We start from the raw sequence: 14,758 nt of genomic DNA, 5'->3' as shown, positions 1-14,758 counted from the left end.
TCGAATTTTCAATATTTGTTCTATTTTTATCTTTACTTCCGTCCCTCGGCTCTTTCGACCTTCCGTCCCTATGCTTTACCGGGGTTGGGTATATTTTTTCAGTACGCGCCGCAAATTGGTAATCTTGCAGGCAAACAGGCCCGAAATCATTGGAGTGTTAACATCATTGGCAACCGTGAGCCCGCGGCACATCCGGGCACGCACTGAAAAAACACACCCAACCCCTGTAGGTGTTAATCTAATCTTCCAATTTCGAATTTTCAATATTTGTTTTATTTTTACTTCCGTCCCTCTGTCCCTTCGTCCCTTCGGTCTTATGGTATAATTAATTATTGATTACAAAAATACTAATTCGGCTAAAAACAGCGGGAGGTAATAATAATGAACAAACGCGAGATTGGCAAAACAGGAATTATGGTGTCTGAAATATCGCTTGGCTGCTGGACGCTTGGCGGGGATGTTGACAGCGGCGGTATGGGGTGGCACGGAGTTTCTGATAAAGACGCCGCAGAGGCAATTAATTATGCCGTTGATAAAGGCGTTAACCATTTTGACAACGCGGACGTGTATGGCAACGGCAAGGCGGAAAAGATGCTGGCATCCGCGCTTGGCGCAAAAAATAAACAGGTGGTTATTGCCAGCAAAGTGGGCTGGAACAAAAATGAATTTGAAAACGCGTTTGACGCGCGCAACATAAGAAGGCAGTGCGAACAGTCGCTGAAGAATTTAAAAAGGGACAGGCTGGATATTTATTATTTTCATAACTGTGATTTCGGAAAAAATGACGAATACCTTGAAGGCGCCATTGCTGAATTTCACAAATTAAGAAGCGAAGGCGTGATAAAAGCCATTGGGCTGTCCGGATATTCGGCGGGTGATTTTTTAAGGCTTGCACCAAGGATAAAACCCGACTGCATTCAAAGCTGGTGCAACATAATACACCCTGACTTTGTGGCAGAAGGGCCGGTAAGCAAAATGATGAAAGAAATGAACATTACTTTTGTGGCGTTTAATCCGCTGTCGCGCGGGTTATTAACAGGCAAGTTCAGCAGGGAAAACCCTCCGGTATTTGATAAAAACGATGTCAGGGAAACAATGGATGAGTTTAAGCCCGGTAATTTTGAAAAGTTAATGGACGGCGTGGATAAACTTAAAAGCAAATTTGGATCAGGCGGCGAAGCTCTTGTACGCGCGGCTTTGCAGTATATTTTGTATCATGAAACCGCGGCATGCGTAATTCCGGGATTCAGGAACTTACAGCAGGTAAAGATGAACCTGTCCGCCGCAGACAAAGGGCTTTCTAAAGAAGAGTTTATGTATATACGGGAAGCGTTCCTTTAGATGTTTGGAAACTTGGCAGTTCAGCAGCTGGGCAGATAGAAGGAGACCGTTTAGTTCTTACCAAACTTCTAAGCTGTTCACTAACACTTACGCTTAAAAACTTGCGTAAGCCCGGGGATTTCCGCTCGCATACTCGTTGCGAACAAACACCATGTACTTATGCCGAACTTCCAAGCTGACTTTTTTTGGTTCCATGGCTATGGAATTCGTTCCGTAAAAATGTTATTATATTGCTTTATTAAAGGTTTTAGAATATTGAAAAAAGAGGTAAGGCATAAATGCTTCAGGTAAACAATTTGACATTGGAATTCGGCGAACAGATGATACTGGATGACGTGACGTTTAACATCCACAGCGGCGAGCGCATAGGCCTTGTGGGAAGAAACGGCTCCGGAAAGACATCGCTTTTTAAACTTATTTCCGGGGAACTTAAACCGGACAGCGGAACGTTATCATTACCCAAAAACTACACAATAGGATATTTAAAGCAGCACCTTGATTTTACGCAGCCCACCGTGCTTTTAGAAGCGTGCCTTGGTTTAAGCGAGGATGAAAAAGACCAGGTCTGGAAAGCGGAAAAAATGCTGTCCGGCCTTGGGTTTTCTGAAGACGACCAGTTAAGGTCGCCGGCGGAATTTTCCGGCGGGTTTCAGGTGCGTTTAAACCTTGCCAAAGTGCTTCTGGCAGAACCGCACCTTTTAATGCTTGACGAGCCCACAAACTATCTGGATATCATATCCATCCGCTGGCTGGCAAAGTTTCTGCAGCGCAGGGAAAATGAACTTTTAATAATCACCCATGACAGGGAATTTATGGACACTGTCACCACCCACACCATGGCGATACACAGGAACAAGGTAAAGAAAATACAGGGTCCCACTGAAAAACTTTTCAGCCAGATAGCCGCAGAAGAGGAAATTTATGAAATCACAAGGATGAAAGAACAGAAGATAAGAAAAGAAGCGGAAGATTTTATAAACCGTTTCCGCGCGCAGGCCACCCGCGCTTCCATGGTGCAGTCGCGTATTAAAGCGCTTGATAAGATGGAAAAAAAGGACGAACTTTCAAACATCCAGGAGCTTGGCTTTAAGTTCAATTACAAAAATTTTGAAGCCAAGATGCCCTTAAGGGTAAAGAACCTTTCTTTTGGATATACGGAAGACAGGATGCTTATAGAAGACCTGTCAATTGACGTGGAAAAAAGGGACAGGATCTGCGTCATTGGAAAAAACGGCAAAGGCAAGTCCACTTTACTGCGCCTTTTAGCCGGCGAGCTGGAGCCAAAAGAAGGAACTATAAAGATGCACCCTGAATCCGGTGTGGGATATTTTGGGCAGACCAATATAGAAAGGCTTGATTCGTCGCTTACAATTGAAAGGGAACTTTCAAAAGTAAGGCCGGATTTAAAATACAGCGAAGTAAGAAAAGTATGCGGCGCCATGATGTTTTCCGGCGACCTTGCGCTAAAACATATATCCGTTCTTTCCGGCGGGGAAAAAAGCCGCGTATCACTGGGTAAAATACTGCTTAATCCGGCAAATATACTATTGCTTGACGAGCCCACAAACCATCTTGACATAGAGTCGTGCGATTCCATGGTGCTGGCGCTGGATAATTTCGACGGCGCTGTAATCATAGTAACGCACAGCGAACTTTTTCTGCACCACCTTGCCAACAGGCTAATTGTATTCAACAGGGATAAAGTTTCAGTCTTTGAAGGGTCGTATCAGGAGTTCCTTGATAAAGAAGGGTGGGAAGAGGATGAAAAGAAACCAAAGAAACAGAGAGTTGAAAAAGACAGCATAAAGCAGAAAAGCACGCGCGAAGAGCTGGAAAAACAGCAAAAGAGAATCGCGGCAAAGATAACCGAAGCGGAAAAGAAAATTGATGAAAATGAAGATTTTATGGAAGCGCTGAATATAAAGCTGGCTGATGCCTATACTAACGGCGAAAAAGACATAATTCAGCAGTTAAAAGCCGAATACGATGAGTTCCGCAAAAAAATGGACAACGGGTACAGGGAACTTGAAGTCATGATAGAAGAGATGGACAAAATAACATCAAAGCTAAAAGCCGAAGAACAGGCATAGTTTTTTTTGCAGCTCGGCAGCTCAGCGGCTCAGCAGCTCGGTTTAGATCCGGTAGGCGCGTCCCTTTAGGGCGCGGCACTTGGTTTGTTTTGGCATTGGTAGACGCGGGTCTTTAGCCCGCGGCAGTTGATTTACGTCTTGGTATTGCCTTTGCTGACTATCCAACCATCAGTTTTTCTTTATTCGGGTTATGTGTTTTTTTTAGTTCACGCCGCGAATTGGGATTCTTGCATCCAAACAAGCTTGAAATCATCAGAGAGGTTAACGTCATTGGCAATCGGGAACTTGCGCAACATCCGAATCTGCCGTCGCGGCATTAAATCCGTCCTGCCGCATATACAGCAAACTTGCGCGGCGCCTCTGATAAACATATGTAATACTATTTGACATAATATATCGGGGGATGATATATTCTTTAAAAATACATAGGGGGTTTTACAATGAGGGGTAAAAATACTTTTTTGTTTCCGTTTTTTGTTTTTATTATGCTTATGAGTATTTCCTGTGCCGGAGGCGGCAAAGGAGAAATGCTTTCGGATTACAGCAGTAATGGGATGTCGTTGATAAATATTAAACAAGTTAATCCGGAAAAACTTCTTAAGAAAATCACAGAACTTGATATAAAGATAAATTCTTTTAATGGTGATTTTAAATCCTCTGAATATAAAGAGATAATTACCGGGCTTGAAGAGGCGACGGAGCAGTATAAATCATATATGGATAGGGAAAAATTTGCTGATTATGAAAATGGCAAGTATTTAGTCCCTCCGATGACGGAACTTTCTGTAGAGGTAGATTCATTCTGCCTTGATCCGGGCAAGGCGGTTCCTGCTGAAAATGAGCCGTATGTGTTAGTGAACGGTGATCCGGACATACCGATGTTTAATGAAATAATGAAAGCGACTAACACAAGAATAAAAGCGGATAAAAATGTAAAACAAAATTTGCTGTGGAATCTTAAAAATAATGTCAGGTTTGAATTTCTTTCAGAAAAAGAAAAAGAACTGCTGCTGGAAATTGATCCGTTGGCATATCTTAAAATTAACAGTTATTTAAAGGATGCGGCTGCGGGCTATTTGAAGAGCATGATTCCCGGACTTGCACAGGCTGAAGGTGTGGCGGATTTTGTAAAGGGAACTGCGTATAAGTACGAAGAATATACAAGTGTTTTAAGACGTGCGGTATCTTCGGAATCTCTTCCTGATGTTATGGGGCCGGTAAAAGCTGACGGTTATGATCTGTTTACATTAGTAAAAGCTGACGGTTATTCAAAGATAAAGCTAACTTTTATTAATATGACAGAAGATGAAATACAGGTTAATTCATTTCTAAATCCATTTCGAATGGATGTTCAACCTTTAGCATTTGATCTGCCTGTAAAGCCGGACGATGAATGGAAGAAAAAACTTAAAGCATCTTTCGGTAAACTTGCTGCTGATTCTGTGGAAAAGATTCAAAAGATGAAGAAAAGGAATCTTGCTGAAGGTGACAGGAAAACAATTGAAGACAATCCTGAAATGATTGTGGATATATGGAAAGCTAATGAAGATCAAAAAAAAGCGTTTGAAATGACTGAAAAATTCTGTAAAGAAAATCCTGATTTATGCAGTAAGCAGAGGCATAACTGCATGGGAGACGCATTTAGACATGCGTTATGGAACGCTCTGATGGAACGTGATGTTGATGAATTTGCCGTTGAGATTGCTAATAATCACGAATTAAATCCGGGACCAGTCGAAGAAAAAGAGATGGATCTTTTTAATAATGAAAAAGGAAGGGAAATAGGCAGATTATTGCACGATGAAGGGATTAAAGATGATGAAGCATATTATAAAGCTGTCATTGATGCGGTTGAATCCCTAAAAACCCTGAAATAATAACGGAGTGTGGATAATGAAACAAATTTTGGCTTTATCAGCAGCAGGTATTGTTATTGGGTTTTCGCTTGTAATGGTGTTATATTCTTTTGTATCTTCTATACCTGTTAAAACCTGTGAAGTAATTCTTGATATTGATCTGACTACATATATAAAATTAATAGCAGGATTGATTGCCTCGGCTTTAATTGTATCTTTTTTGTTGTTGAGAAAGAAAAGAATAAGGGTGATTTTAATCGTAACAGCTGTTGCAGCCGCGGGGGCGGTTTTAGTTTTAGTGATTAATAACATTTCATCGGATGCGTTATTTGGCAAATATAACACTGAACTGGAAAACATAGCGAATAATATTTCGTCAGAAAAAACCGGAGCCGGTGTTTATACTTTTGATAACAATTTAGATTTTGATTACCTGATGGCTTTTCGCGGTACAAGGGCGGATAAAGAAGATATACTTGCCCTTATCGGTGATAAAAAAGCCGCTTATAAACTTGAAACTTTCAGTGAAGACAGCAGTTCGGTTATATTTAAAGCGGTAAAAGGCCCGTTTATTTTTAAGTATTTTGCCGAAACGGAGAATCTTGAAATGAAAAATGGCCTTCAGGTGTTAAAATGCGGGAAATTAATAAAATATAGGATAGATAAAGATAAATCAGTAAAGGTAATGACATTTATCGATTAAATCCGGGGTATGTATTTGTGCTATAATAACTATGGAAACAAATACATTCCCTGGAGGGTGCTATGCCTGAAGAAAAAAACGGGATTTATTTCAGGAAGTGGGGGGTAAAAAAATCTAAAGCTGTCATAATCGCGGTTCACGGAATGGGCGCTCATACTGACAGGTGGAAATTTCTTGCCGAATTCATGAACGCAAAAAAAATCGCGGTTTACGCTATTGAACTTAAAGGGTATGGGGTTTTGGCACAGGAACCCGGTTATGCAAAATCTTTTAAGGTATATTACAGGGACATTGCCGCCTTAAAAGCCATGGCAATAAGCGAAAATCCAAACGCGCCTGTTTTTATAATAGGCGAATCAATGGGCGGGCTTATAGCGCACATGAACCTTATTGAATACGACCAGAATTACAGCGGCGTCATAGAAGTGTCGCCTGCTTACATGGATAACATGAAAATGAGCCTTGGCTACAGGCTTAATATCTTTTTAAACTCTGTCATCAACCCCAAAAGGCCCTTTGCGATGCCGTTTAAAAGCGAAGAACTGACCCATGATAAAGCGGTTTTACAGTGGCTTAAAAAAGAGAAAAAAGAGCACCGTTTTGCCGCGGCAGGCCCCCTTAAAGAGATATTGTTAAAACAGATAAAGGCGGGGTTTAAAACCGGCAGTATTAAAATTCCCGCGCTGTTTTTAATAGCAGACCAGGATTATTTGATTAATACAAAATCGATGGAAAGCATATTCGGTAAAATTAAATCCGAAAAACGCCTGATTAAATATGAAAATACTTTTCACGCTTTGACGATAGAAAAAGACAGAAAGAGGATTTTCGCGGATATTCATAAGTGGATAACAGAGACCGCAAAAAAAAGCGGCGGTATTCAGAACACAAAGTGGAAAAATTAAAAATTTGGGGTTGAAAATGGGAAACAGCCTGATAGACGATAACGGCAAACCTGTTTTTGGATTTCATAAAGGCCCAATAAATAATCTTAACATCAGCCAATATGTGCTGCCGGGTAAATTTAAAATGCAGCCTGCCGGCAGAAAACTGATGGAAATCTTCCGCCATAAAAGATGGATTTTCACCGGAATATACAGCAGGGATTTTATTTTTGGCATGGCAATGGTACATGCGGGGTATCTGTCTGAATTATTCCTGTATGTTTTTAACAGAAAAGATAAAAGCATAAAGCAGTTTGATTTTATGATGCCGTTAGCGCTTAATACAAAATTTATCGGAAGCGCGGCTGATGGGCGGTTTACATTTAAAAATTCAGGAGCTGACGCGCAGGTTATATTATCCGAGAAAGAAGCGGCGGTTAAATGCGAAATTCATAACAGGGTTAAAATTGATATTATATTTGCACGCCTTTCCGACGGCCTGAATCTTGTCACAATGGAAGGTAATCAAGGCTTTAACTACACCATGAAAGAATGCGGAATGAAGGTTAAGGGCAACATTAATATTGACGGCAAAGAGTACGCGGTAAAAAAAGCCATATCTGCAGGCAGCATGGATTTTTCGTTTGGAATTTTACAAAGGCGGACTGTCTGGGATTGGGCGTCAGGGTGCGGAACAGATACAAAAGGGAATAATATAAGTTTTAATTTTTCACGCGGTATAAACAAAAACGGCCACTCTGAAAACGCGTTCTGGATTAACGGCAGGCGCTTTGACGCAGGCATTACAGAGTTCTGTTATGATGAAAAAAACATGATGAAAGAGTGGACGGTAAAAAATAAAAACGTTAGTATTGTATTTAAACCGGAAGGGCAAAGAGAGGCTGATATAAATATGTTTTTAATTAAAAGTGTGTATTCCCAGCCGTTTGGGATATTTTCAGGATATATAAAGGACGGCAAAAAGAAATATATTATTAAAGAAGCGTATGGGGTAACAGAAAAGCATGAGGCGAAGTGGTAGGAATAGCGAATTAAGCTATAGGCAGATAAGCACGAAAGATGAAACATAGCGGGTTAAGCTATAGGCAGATAAGCAGAAGCGAAAGATGAAACATAGCGGGTTAAGCTATAGCGAGACATCGTAATAATCCTTCGCTCATGTTTATTTGCTTAAATCGTTAAAGTGTTATGATGTTTAATCTTCCGCTATAGCTTAATTGCTTAAATAGCTAAGGTGCTATGTTTTTTTATTTCCCTTGCCGCCACCACATTTACCCCTGTTCCCAGGGCGTTTTCAAGAATTATCTGGTTTATTTTCACCGGGGCGTTTACTTTTATTGTCCTTAATGCATCCGCAAGTTCCATTATTTTGTCTTTAGGTATGGGGGATTCTGTCCAGACAGGGCATAAAGGCAGCTCCGCTCCTATTACCTCCACGGTTGTGGTAAGCGTGCGGCGCGGGTCGGTTATTTCTGTTTTAACATAATCAACGCCAAGCTTGCAGTTGTTGCCGGTAATTTCTGTTATGACGCCGCTGCCGTCAAGTGTTGTGGTTATTTCGCACCCTTTGGGGCACCTGATGCAGATGAATTTTTTTGTCATACCGCCCTCACTTTAAGGGCGCCGGATATACCTGCGGTTTTTTCCATGAAAAGTTCCGGGTTTATTTTAAGCGTTATCATCTCTGCCGGGCGCGCGTATTTTTCCCTGAAAGAAAGCACCACATTATTACCGTCTGTCAGTTCAATTTTGACAGGGGAAGGGAAATCTTTTGTGACCCTAAGTTCAATTAAGACAGGATGATTTGATAACTGTTTATTTATTGCCTGCGGCACAACTGTCCTTACATTATCACCGGGTGTAATTTTAATGGTATCAGTTAAAGAAGCGGTTTTTTCAGAGGCAAATAAAGCCGCGTTTCTGCCCGCGGTAAACCCCGCTTCAGAGACATAATCCACAAGGTCGTATATGGTGACAGCATTACCCGCGGCAAATATGCCCGGAATATTTGTCGCCATTTTTTCATCAACTTTCGGCCCGCCTGTAAGCGGGTCAAGTATAACACCGGCTTTTTTTGAAAGCTCGTTTTCAGGAATTAATCCGACTGACAAAAGCACGCTGTCGCAGGGAATAACCTGTTCTGTACCGGGAATCTGTTTTAAACTTTCATCAACTTTTATGGTTTCCACGGATTCAACCCTGTTGCTGCCGTTAATTGTTTTAATGGTGGTGGAAAGTTCCAGCGGAATATTAAAGTCCTGCAGGCACTGCACGTAATTTCTGCGTAAGCCCGCAAGGTAAGGCATAAGTTCCAGCACCTTTATGACATTATTACCTTCAAGCGTCAGCCTTCTTGCCATTATCATGCCGATATCCCCGGAGCCAAGTATCACAAAATTTTTACCAGGCATAAACCCTTCTATATTTACCATTCTCTGCACCATGCCCGCGGTAAAAACGCCGGCCGGCCTTGTGCCCGGGATTCTTATCTGAGCCCGCGTGCGCTCCCTGCATCCCATTGCCAATACTATCGCGCCCGCTTTAAATTCCATAAAGCCATTTTTACTGGTGGCGTAAATGACGCGTTCTTTTGTTATATCAAGCGCCATTGTGTCAAACAGCATCTCTATGCCAAGTTCCCGCGCCTGTTCGATGAAATTATGCGCGTAGGACGGACCCGGCATGTCTTTTTTGAATATGACAGAGCCAAAGCCGCTGTGAATGCACTGGGTTAAAATGCCGCCCGGTTCGTTGTTTCTTTCTATTATAAGCACGCGCGCGGCGCCTGTTTTCTTTGCCTCTATGGCGGCGGCAAGGCCCGCAGGCCCGGCCCCGATTACTATTACGTCATAAGTTTTTTCCATTTTATCCTTTTTTATAGCCGCAATTTTTAAGTTGCGGCATTTATTATATCTTAAAAGTTTAGTGATGTTTATAGTAAGTACAAATTATAATTTGCTTATGAATGAAACTGGTAATAAAATGAACAATTTCATCCGTCTATCCTGTTGTTTGAAGAGCGATTTATTGCAGTCTTTGAATGTCGTGGTTTTTTTTCTTCTGTCATAAATAATGAGATTATCACAGTAACTGCTATCCAAATAACCAATATTATAGGCACTCGTAACTGATTATATTCTTCGTAACCGTATTTATTATAAAGAATCAATACTCCGATAATTTGCATTATAATAAGAACGGGTAAAGAAATCAGATGGTTTAAAGTTACATTTTTTGGATGTAATGGCCGGTTTTCTATTCTTAGGTTCTGATATTGAATAAAAATGAACCATGCTATAGACATGTAATAAACTGCTACAAACAATTCCCAGCATAAAGGACAAAAAATATCCTTGAATGTAAACGGAATGAAGATAAATAAAAGTATAATAACAATAGCAACAAAAGCATTTCGTATATTGCGAAGTGATTTTTTTAGTTTTCTAAATTTAAAAAAATCTGAAAATATTTTTTTGGGATTGTTAAATACAGTTTTTATTCTGTTGTTGTAATTAATGCCGTGCTTAAAATATCCTGATTCTATAATAAATTTTTCTAATTCGGGCGGGGTAATATCGATGAAAGGGATATAGAAATTTTTCTTTGAAGTTTTTGTAGAAATGTAAAACCAGGTATGCTTTATCGAGATTTGAATAATATCTTCCCATTTGGTAAATGATGGTTTTAGCTTCGTATAATTTAAAATGCCTTCGTTATTAATTATGAAAGCGGGTTTATTGGCAAAAAACAGGCGAAAAAGAAGTGTTAATATATAGCCTGCAATAATTACAGATGTTGATATTAGTACGAGTTTGTTGAGCGAGAAATTAATACGGGAAACAGTGAAATAAGATATTATAAGTCCGAAAAAACAAACAACGAGGCGGGGGTAATAGTTGAATTTGATTAACAATTGTTTTTGTTTAGCCATTTAATACGTCCTTGGTTTTTCTGAAAACCAGATTACTGCCTTTGCCTTTTTTTGTGACCTCTGTTTCGTCAATTCCAAGTTCGCGGGCAAGTATCTGTATTACGCGGGGATAATCAAAGGCGCCCTGGCAGCGGCCTGTGCCAAGCCATGTCCTGCGTTTAATCCCGTCATACGTGCGCGCGGGGATTGGGGAGTGTATGGCGTCTATAATTTCGCCTTCTGTTACTTCTTCGCACCTGCAGACTATTCTGCCATAAGCGGGGTTCTGTTTAACAAGCGCGGCTTTTTCCTCCAAATTCATCCTGTGAAAATGGGGAAAAGGTTTTCTTACCGGGTTCCATGATTTTTTCTCTATAAAACTTTCTCCGCCTTCTTTCATAAGTTCAATTGCCTTTAACGCAATTGCCGGCGCGGAGGCAAAGCCCGGCGACTCTATCCCGCATATATTTATAAAACCTTTTATCTCATCAGGCCTTTCAATGATAAAATCCCTGTCGCCGCTGCCTTTGGCGCGGATGCCTTCGTACATTGCAATCGCGTTACGCTCGTCAATTGTAGGGATAAGTTTTTTTGCCCCGGAAATTATTGCAGCCATGCCAAAAGCCGTGGTTGATGTGTCTTCTTTATCAGACGCGGGTTCATTGTCAGGGCCTATTAAAATATTACTGTGGGTTGTGACGGATACAAGTGTGCCTTTGCCAAGGCCGGACGGCACAGGGAACAGGACATTGTTAATCTGAAATTTTGCAGCGTCAAAAACAAGATAGCCGCCTTTGCGGGGGATGATTTTAAAATCTTTTCTTATTCCGGCTTTGTGCGCGACCTCATCCGAATAAAGCCCTGCCGCGTTTACTGCCCATCTGCAGGAAAAATCGCCTTTATTTGTATGAATACCGGTTATATTATTACCTTCAAAAATAAAACCTGTAAATTCAGTTTCAAACAGATACTCTGCGCCGTTGGTTACCGCGTTTTCTGCCGCCGCAAGCACGGCGCCGAAAGGGTCTATTACCATGGCGGTAGGCGACCACAGCACACCGGAAATCAAAGGGTTTATTAAAGGTTCTTTTTTTAAAAACTCGCTGCCGCTTATAATCTCCAGCCCGGGAATGCCGTTTGCCCTGCCGTTTTCAAGAAGTTTATCAAGCGCGGGAAGTTCCTCTTCTCCTATCGCCGCGACACAGCTGCCTGTTTCTTTGTGCATGATTCCAAGTTCGGGCGCAAGGGTGTGCCATATTTTATTGCCTTCGGCGTTCATAACGGCTTTTACAGAGCCGGGTTTGGGGTCATAGCCCGCGTGAATAATGGCGCTGTTGGCGGAAGAAGGGCACATACCCACATCTGCCTGCTTTTCTACGACAAGTATGGACAACTCATACCGGGACATATAGCGCGCGATAAGCGAACCGACGATGCCGGAGCCGATTATTATTACATCATAATTTTTTTTCATCTGTTCCTTTTAATAATGGTTTTATGGCGATAAAATTAAACCCAGCCCTTGCTTCGCTCCACAGCTTTTTTCCATTCTGAAAAATATTTTTCACGTTTTTCCGGATCCATCCTGGGTTTCCACTCTTTCGACAATGCCCAGTTTTTGCGGATTTCATCTTTGTTTTTCCAGAACCCGACCGCAAGCCCTGCCGCGTAAGCCGCGCCAAGGGCTGTGGTTTCCGCCACTTTTGGAAGTATAACGTTTACGTCCAGTATGTCCGCCTGAAACTGCATTAATAAATTGCTTGCGGTCATGCCGCCGTCAACTTTTAATGATGTTAACTTAATTCCGGAATCTTTTTCCATAGCTTCAAAAATTTCGCGCGCCTGAAAATCCACGGCTTCTAAAACCGCCCTGGCTATCTGCGCCCTGCCGGTAAAATGGGTAAGGCCTATTATAAGCCCGCGCGCGTCGCTGCGCCAGTGCGGGGCAAACAAACCTGAAAAAGCTGGAACAAAATAAACCCCGCCGTTATCTTCAACTGATTCGGCAAGCTTATCTATTTCCGGCGCCGAAGAAATTATGCCAAGTTTATCGCGGAACCACTGCACCAGGGAGCCGGCCACGGCAACAGAACCTTCCAGCGCGTACACCGGTTTTTCGCCCTCTATTAAATATCCCGCTGTGGTAATAAGCCCGTTTGAAGATATTATGGGTTTATGTCCTGTATTTAAAAGAAGAAAGCACCCTGTGCCGTATGTATTCTTTGCGTCGCCTTCGTCATAACACGCCTGGCCAAAAAGCGCGGCCTGCTGGTCGCCAAGGCAGCCGGTGACGGGGATTGAAGCTTTAAAAACACCGTCAGGTTTTGTCGCGCCGTATGCTGACGCGGAAGAAGAAGGGCAGATTTTTGGAAGCAAACTGTCCGGCACGCCCAGCTGGTACATCATTGACTTGTCCCATTTAAGGGTTTCAATGTTCATAAGCATGGTGCGGCTTGCGTTGGAAACATCGGTGGCATGGACGCCGGTTAAGTTCCAGATTATCCACGTGTCCATCGTGCCAAAAATGGCGCTGCCTGACTTGACCGCGTCTGCAACTTTGGGGACGTTATCAATAAGCCATTTTATTTTTGGGCCCGAAAAGTAGGTTGCAAGCGGAAGGCCTGTTGTTTTCTGAAACCTGTACTGGCCGGACTTGGCGTCAGTTGATGCCACGTCAACAGAACCCGCCTTTGATAATTGTTCGCATATTTCAGCTGTCCTTAAATCCTGCCAGACTATGGCGTTATAAAGCGGTGTGCCCGTGGTTTTATCCCATATCACGGTTGTTTCACGCTGGTTGGTAATTCCAATGGACGCAATTTCTTCCGGTTTTATTTTTGATTTTAAAAGGGTTTGTTTAATGCATTCCTGCGTGTTTTCCCATATCTCCGCCGCATTATGTTCCACATAACCTGCCTGCGGGTAAATCTGTTTGTGTTCAATCTGGTGTGATGATACGGGTTCGCCGTTTTTGGTGAAAAGGATAAAGCGGGTGCTTGTGGTTCCCTGGTCTATGGCGCCTACATATTTTTTTTCGGACATTTGACCCTCCAAAAATATCTTTAATTGATTATACAAAAGGACAGGGGATATATAAAGGTAAATAATGCGCAGCTCGGCAGCTCGGCAGCTGGGAAGCAACTGCGCGAGGGACGGAGGGTCGGTTTGGAAGTGGTAGGCGCACCCTTCAGGGTGCGGTAGTTTGTTTTGAAAGAAAGCGTATTAAGCAATAGGCAGTTAAGCAGAAGCGAAAGATAAGACATAGTTTATTAAGCAATCGTGACTGTTTAATGTAGTTTTCCGCTATAGCTTAATTGCTTAATCCGCTAAAACGCTATGTTTAAAAAAACACCTGCGTGATTTTTACCTTGTTATCCTTTGAAACAGATACGCCTGTCCCCACTTTTGTATAACCTTCGTTCATAATATTTTTCCTGTGCCCGGGGCTGTTCATCCAGCCGTCAATGGCTTTTTCTGAAACCGTAAACGGAGGGTCTATAATCGGTTTATGAATCCCGTCTTCCACCATTATTGCCTGATGCTCGTAAATGTTTTCACCGACACCGCGGCGGATGCCGTTTTTGATTTTCTTATCCGTATTAAAGCCGGCTTTTTTTGCCCTTGCAGTCGGGTCAAGGCCGTCAGGATTTACATGAGAAGTATAACTGCGTTTTACCATGTCGCGGCTGTGATTCAGGGCCACTAAAGTCAGTGTTTCGCTGTTTTGTAAGGGGGAAAGGCCGTGTTTAACCCTTTCCGCGTTTACCAGTTTAAATACCCGCGCTTCAATCATGCGCGTATAATCGTCCGCAAACAGGGCGGCGCCAAGGATTAAAATTAATAATGCTGAAAAAACGGTTCTTTTCATATAATCACCTCTATAAACATTATAATAGAATAAAAAGGGATAATAAATAAAAAAATCTGTTTAAATATGGTACGGTTGCTCATTT

Annotated in this window: 12 protein-coding genes; 6 read left to right on the top strand and 6 right to left on the bottom strand. The window is 42.0% G+C overall.

The window, feature by feature from the left end; genetic code table 11:
- Positions 1 to 381: 381 nt before the first annotated feature.
- The 6 genes from CVV21_01425 to CVV21_01400 all read left to right on the top strand — a co-directional run bounded on the left by CVV21_01425 (position 382) and on the right by CVV21_01400 (position 7,916).
- Positions 382 to 1,341: a hypothetical protein gene (locus CVV21_01425; protein ID PKL93034.1), complete on the top strand. Its 960-nt coding sequence runs from the start codon at positions 382 to 384 to the stop codon at positions 1,339 to 1,341.
- A 278-nt stretch (positions 1,342 to 1,619) separates the two neighbouring features.
- Positions 1,620 to 3,431 (top strand): ABC transporter ATP-binding protein, encoded by a 1,812-nt coding sequence (locus tag CVV21_01420; protein ID PKL93033.1) that lies wholly within the window; start codon positions 1,620 to 1,622, stop codon positions 3,429 to 3,431.
- A gap of 440 nt (positions 3,432 to 3,871) precedes the next feature.
- Positions 3,872 to 5,308, top strand: coding sequence for a hypothetical protein (locus tag CVV21_01415; GenBank protein ID PKL93032.1), 1,437 nt, complete (start codon positions 3,872 to 3,874; stop codon positions 5,306 to 5,308).
- A gap of 16 nt (positions 5,309 to 5,324) precedes the next feature.
- Positions 5,325 to 5,990: a hypothetical protein gene (locus CVV21_01410; protein PKL93031.1), complete on the top strand. Its 666-nt coding sequence runs from the start codon at positions 5,325 to 5,327 to the stop codon at positions 5,988 to 5,990.
- 62 nt (positions 5,991 to 6,052) lie between these two features.
- The gene (locus CVV21_01405) at positions 6,053 to 6,895 is read left to right on the top strand and encodes a hypothetical protein (protein ID PKL93030.1); all 843 of its coding nucleotides are present in this window, start codon (positions 6,053 to 6,055) and stop codon (positions 6,893 to 6,895) included.
- 16 nt (positions 6,896 to 6,911) lie between these two features.
- Positions 6,912 to 7,916 (top strand): hypothetical protein, encoded by a 1,005-nt coding sequence (locus CVV21_01400; GenBank protein PKL93029.1) that lies wholly within the window; start codon positions 6,912 to 6,914, stop codon positions 7,914 to 7,916.
- A 200-nt stretch (positions 7,917 to 8,116) separates the two neighbouring features.
- Here CVV21_01400 and CVV21_01395 read toward each other — a convergent pair whose 3' ends face one another.
- The 6 genes from CVV21_01395 to CVV21_01370 form a co-directional block, all read right to left on the bottom strand.
- Complete coding sequence (locus CVV21_01395) at positions 8,117 to 8,497, bottom strand: molybdopterin oxidoreductase (GenBank protein ID PKL93028.1); 381 nt, start codon at positions 8,495 to 8,497, stop codon at positions 8,117 to 8,119.
- Entirely contained in the window at positions 8,494 to 9,759 is a 1,266-nt protein-coding gene (locus tag CVV21_01390) for a pyridine nucleotide-disulfide oxidoreductase (GenBank protein PKL93027.1), read from the bottom strand. The genes CVV21_01395 and CVV21_01390 overlap by 4 nt, the downstream gene beginning before the upstream one ends.
- A gap of 128 nt (positions 9,760 to 9,887) precedes the next feature.
- Complete coding sequence (locus CVV21_01385) at positions 9,888 to 10,826, bottom strand: hypothetical protein (protein ID PKL93026.1); 939 nt, start codon at positions 10,824 to 10,826, stop codon at positions 9,888 to 9,890.
- Positions 10,819 to 12,279: an FAD/NAD(P)-binding oxidoreductase gene (locus tag CVV21_01380; GenBank protein ID PKL93025.1), complete on the bottom strand. Its 1,461-nt coding sequence runs from the start codon at positions 12,277 to 12,279 to the stop codon at positions 10,819 to 10,821. Before CVV21_01380 ends, CVV21_01385 begins: the two co-directional genes overlap by 8 nt.
- A gap of 35 nt (positions 12,280 to 12,314) precedes the next feature.
- On the bottom strand, positions 12,315 to 13,847 hold the full coding sequence (gene glpK, locus CVV21_01375; protein ID PKL93024.1) for a glycerol kinase: 1,533 nt from the start codon (positions 13,845 to 13,847) through the stop codon (positions 12,315 to 12,317).
- 298 nt (positions 13,848 to 14,145) lie between these two features.
- Positions 14,146 to 14,673 carry a hypothetical protein gene (locus tag CVV21_01370; GenBank protein ID PKL93023.1) on the bottom strand — a complete coding sequence of 176 codons (528 nt, stop codon included), beginning with the start codon at positions 14,671 to 14,673 and terminating at the stop codon, positions 14,146 to 14,148.
- Positions 14,674 to 14,758: the final 85 nt, after the last annotated feature.

This window comes from Candidatus Goldiibacteriota bacterium HGW-Goldbacteria-1 (assembly GCA_002839855.1).
In the GTDB taxonomy this organism is placed as follows: Bacteria; Oederibacteriota; PGYV01; order PGYV01; family PGYV01; genus PGYV01.
This window is presented reverse-complemented; position numbering and strand designations above follow the sequence as displayed.

What these genes read in the sequence shown, in the direction of transcription:
- CVV21_01425 (PKL93034.1), top strand. Translation starts at nt 382, where the DNA reads ATGAACAAACGCGAGATTGGCAAAACAGGAATTATGGTGTCTGAAATA.
- CVV21_01420 (PKL93033.1), top strand. Translation starts at nt 1,620, where the DNA reads ATGCTTCAGGTAAACAATTTGACATTGGAATTCGGCGAACAGATGATA.
- CVV21_01415 (PKL93032.1), top strand. Translation starts at nt 3,872, where the DNA reads ATGAGGGGTAAAAATACTTTTTTGTTTCCGTTTTTTGTTTTTATTATG.
- CVV21_01410 (PKL93031.1), top strand. Translation starts at nt 5,325, where the DNA reads ATGAAACAAATTTTGGCTTTATCAGCAGCAGGTATTGTTATTGGGTTT.
- CVV21_01405 (PKL93030.1), top strand. Translation starts at nt 6,053, where the DNA reads ATGCCTGAAGAAAAAAACGGGATTTATTTCAGGAAGTGGGGGGTAAAA.
- CVV21_01400 (PKL93029.1), top strand. Translation starts at nt 6,912, where the DNA reads ATGGGAAACAGCCTGATAGACGATAACGGCAAACCTGTTTTTGGATTT.
- CVV21_01395 (PKL93028.1), bottom strand. Translation starts at nt 8,497, where the DNA reads ATGACAAAAAAATTCATCTGCATCAGGTGCCCCAAAGGGTGCGAAATA.
- CVV21_01390 (PKL93027.1), bottom strand. Translation starts at nt 9,759, where the DNA reads ATGGAAAAAACTTATGACGTAATAGTAATCGGGGCCGGGCCTGCGGGC.
- CVV21_01385 (PKL93026.1), bottom strand. Translation starts at nt 10,826, where the DNA reads ATGGCTAAACAAAAACAATTGTTAATCAAATTCAACTATTACCCCCGC.
- CVV21_01380 (PKL93025.1), bottom strand. Translation starts at nt 12,279, where the DNA reads ATGAAAAAAAATTATGATGTAATAATAATCGGCTCCGGCATCGTCGGT.
- glpK (PKL93024.1), bottom strand. Translation starts at nt 13,847, where the DNA reads ATGTCCGAAAAAAAATATGTAGGCGCCATAGACCAGGGAACCACAAGC.
- CVV21_01370 (PKL93023.1), bottom strand. Translation starts at nt 14,673, where the DNA reads ATGAAAAGAACCGTTTTTTCAGCATTATTAATTTTAATCCTTGGCGCC.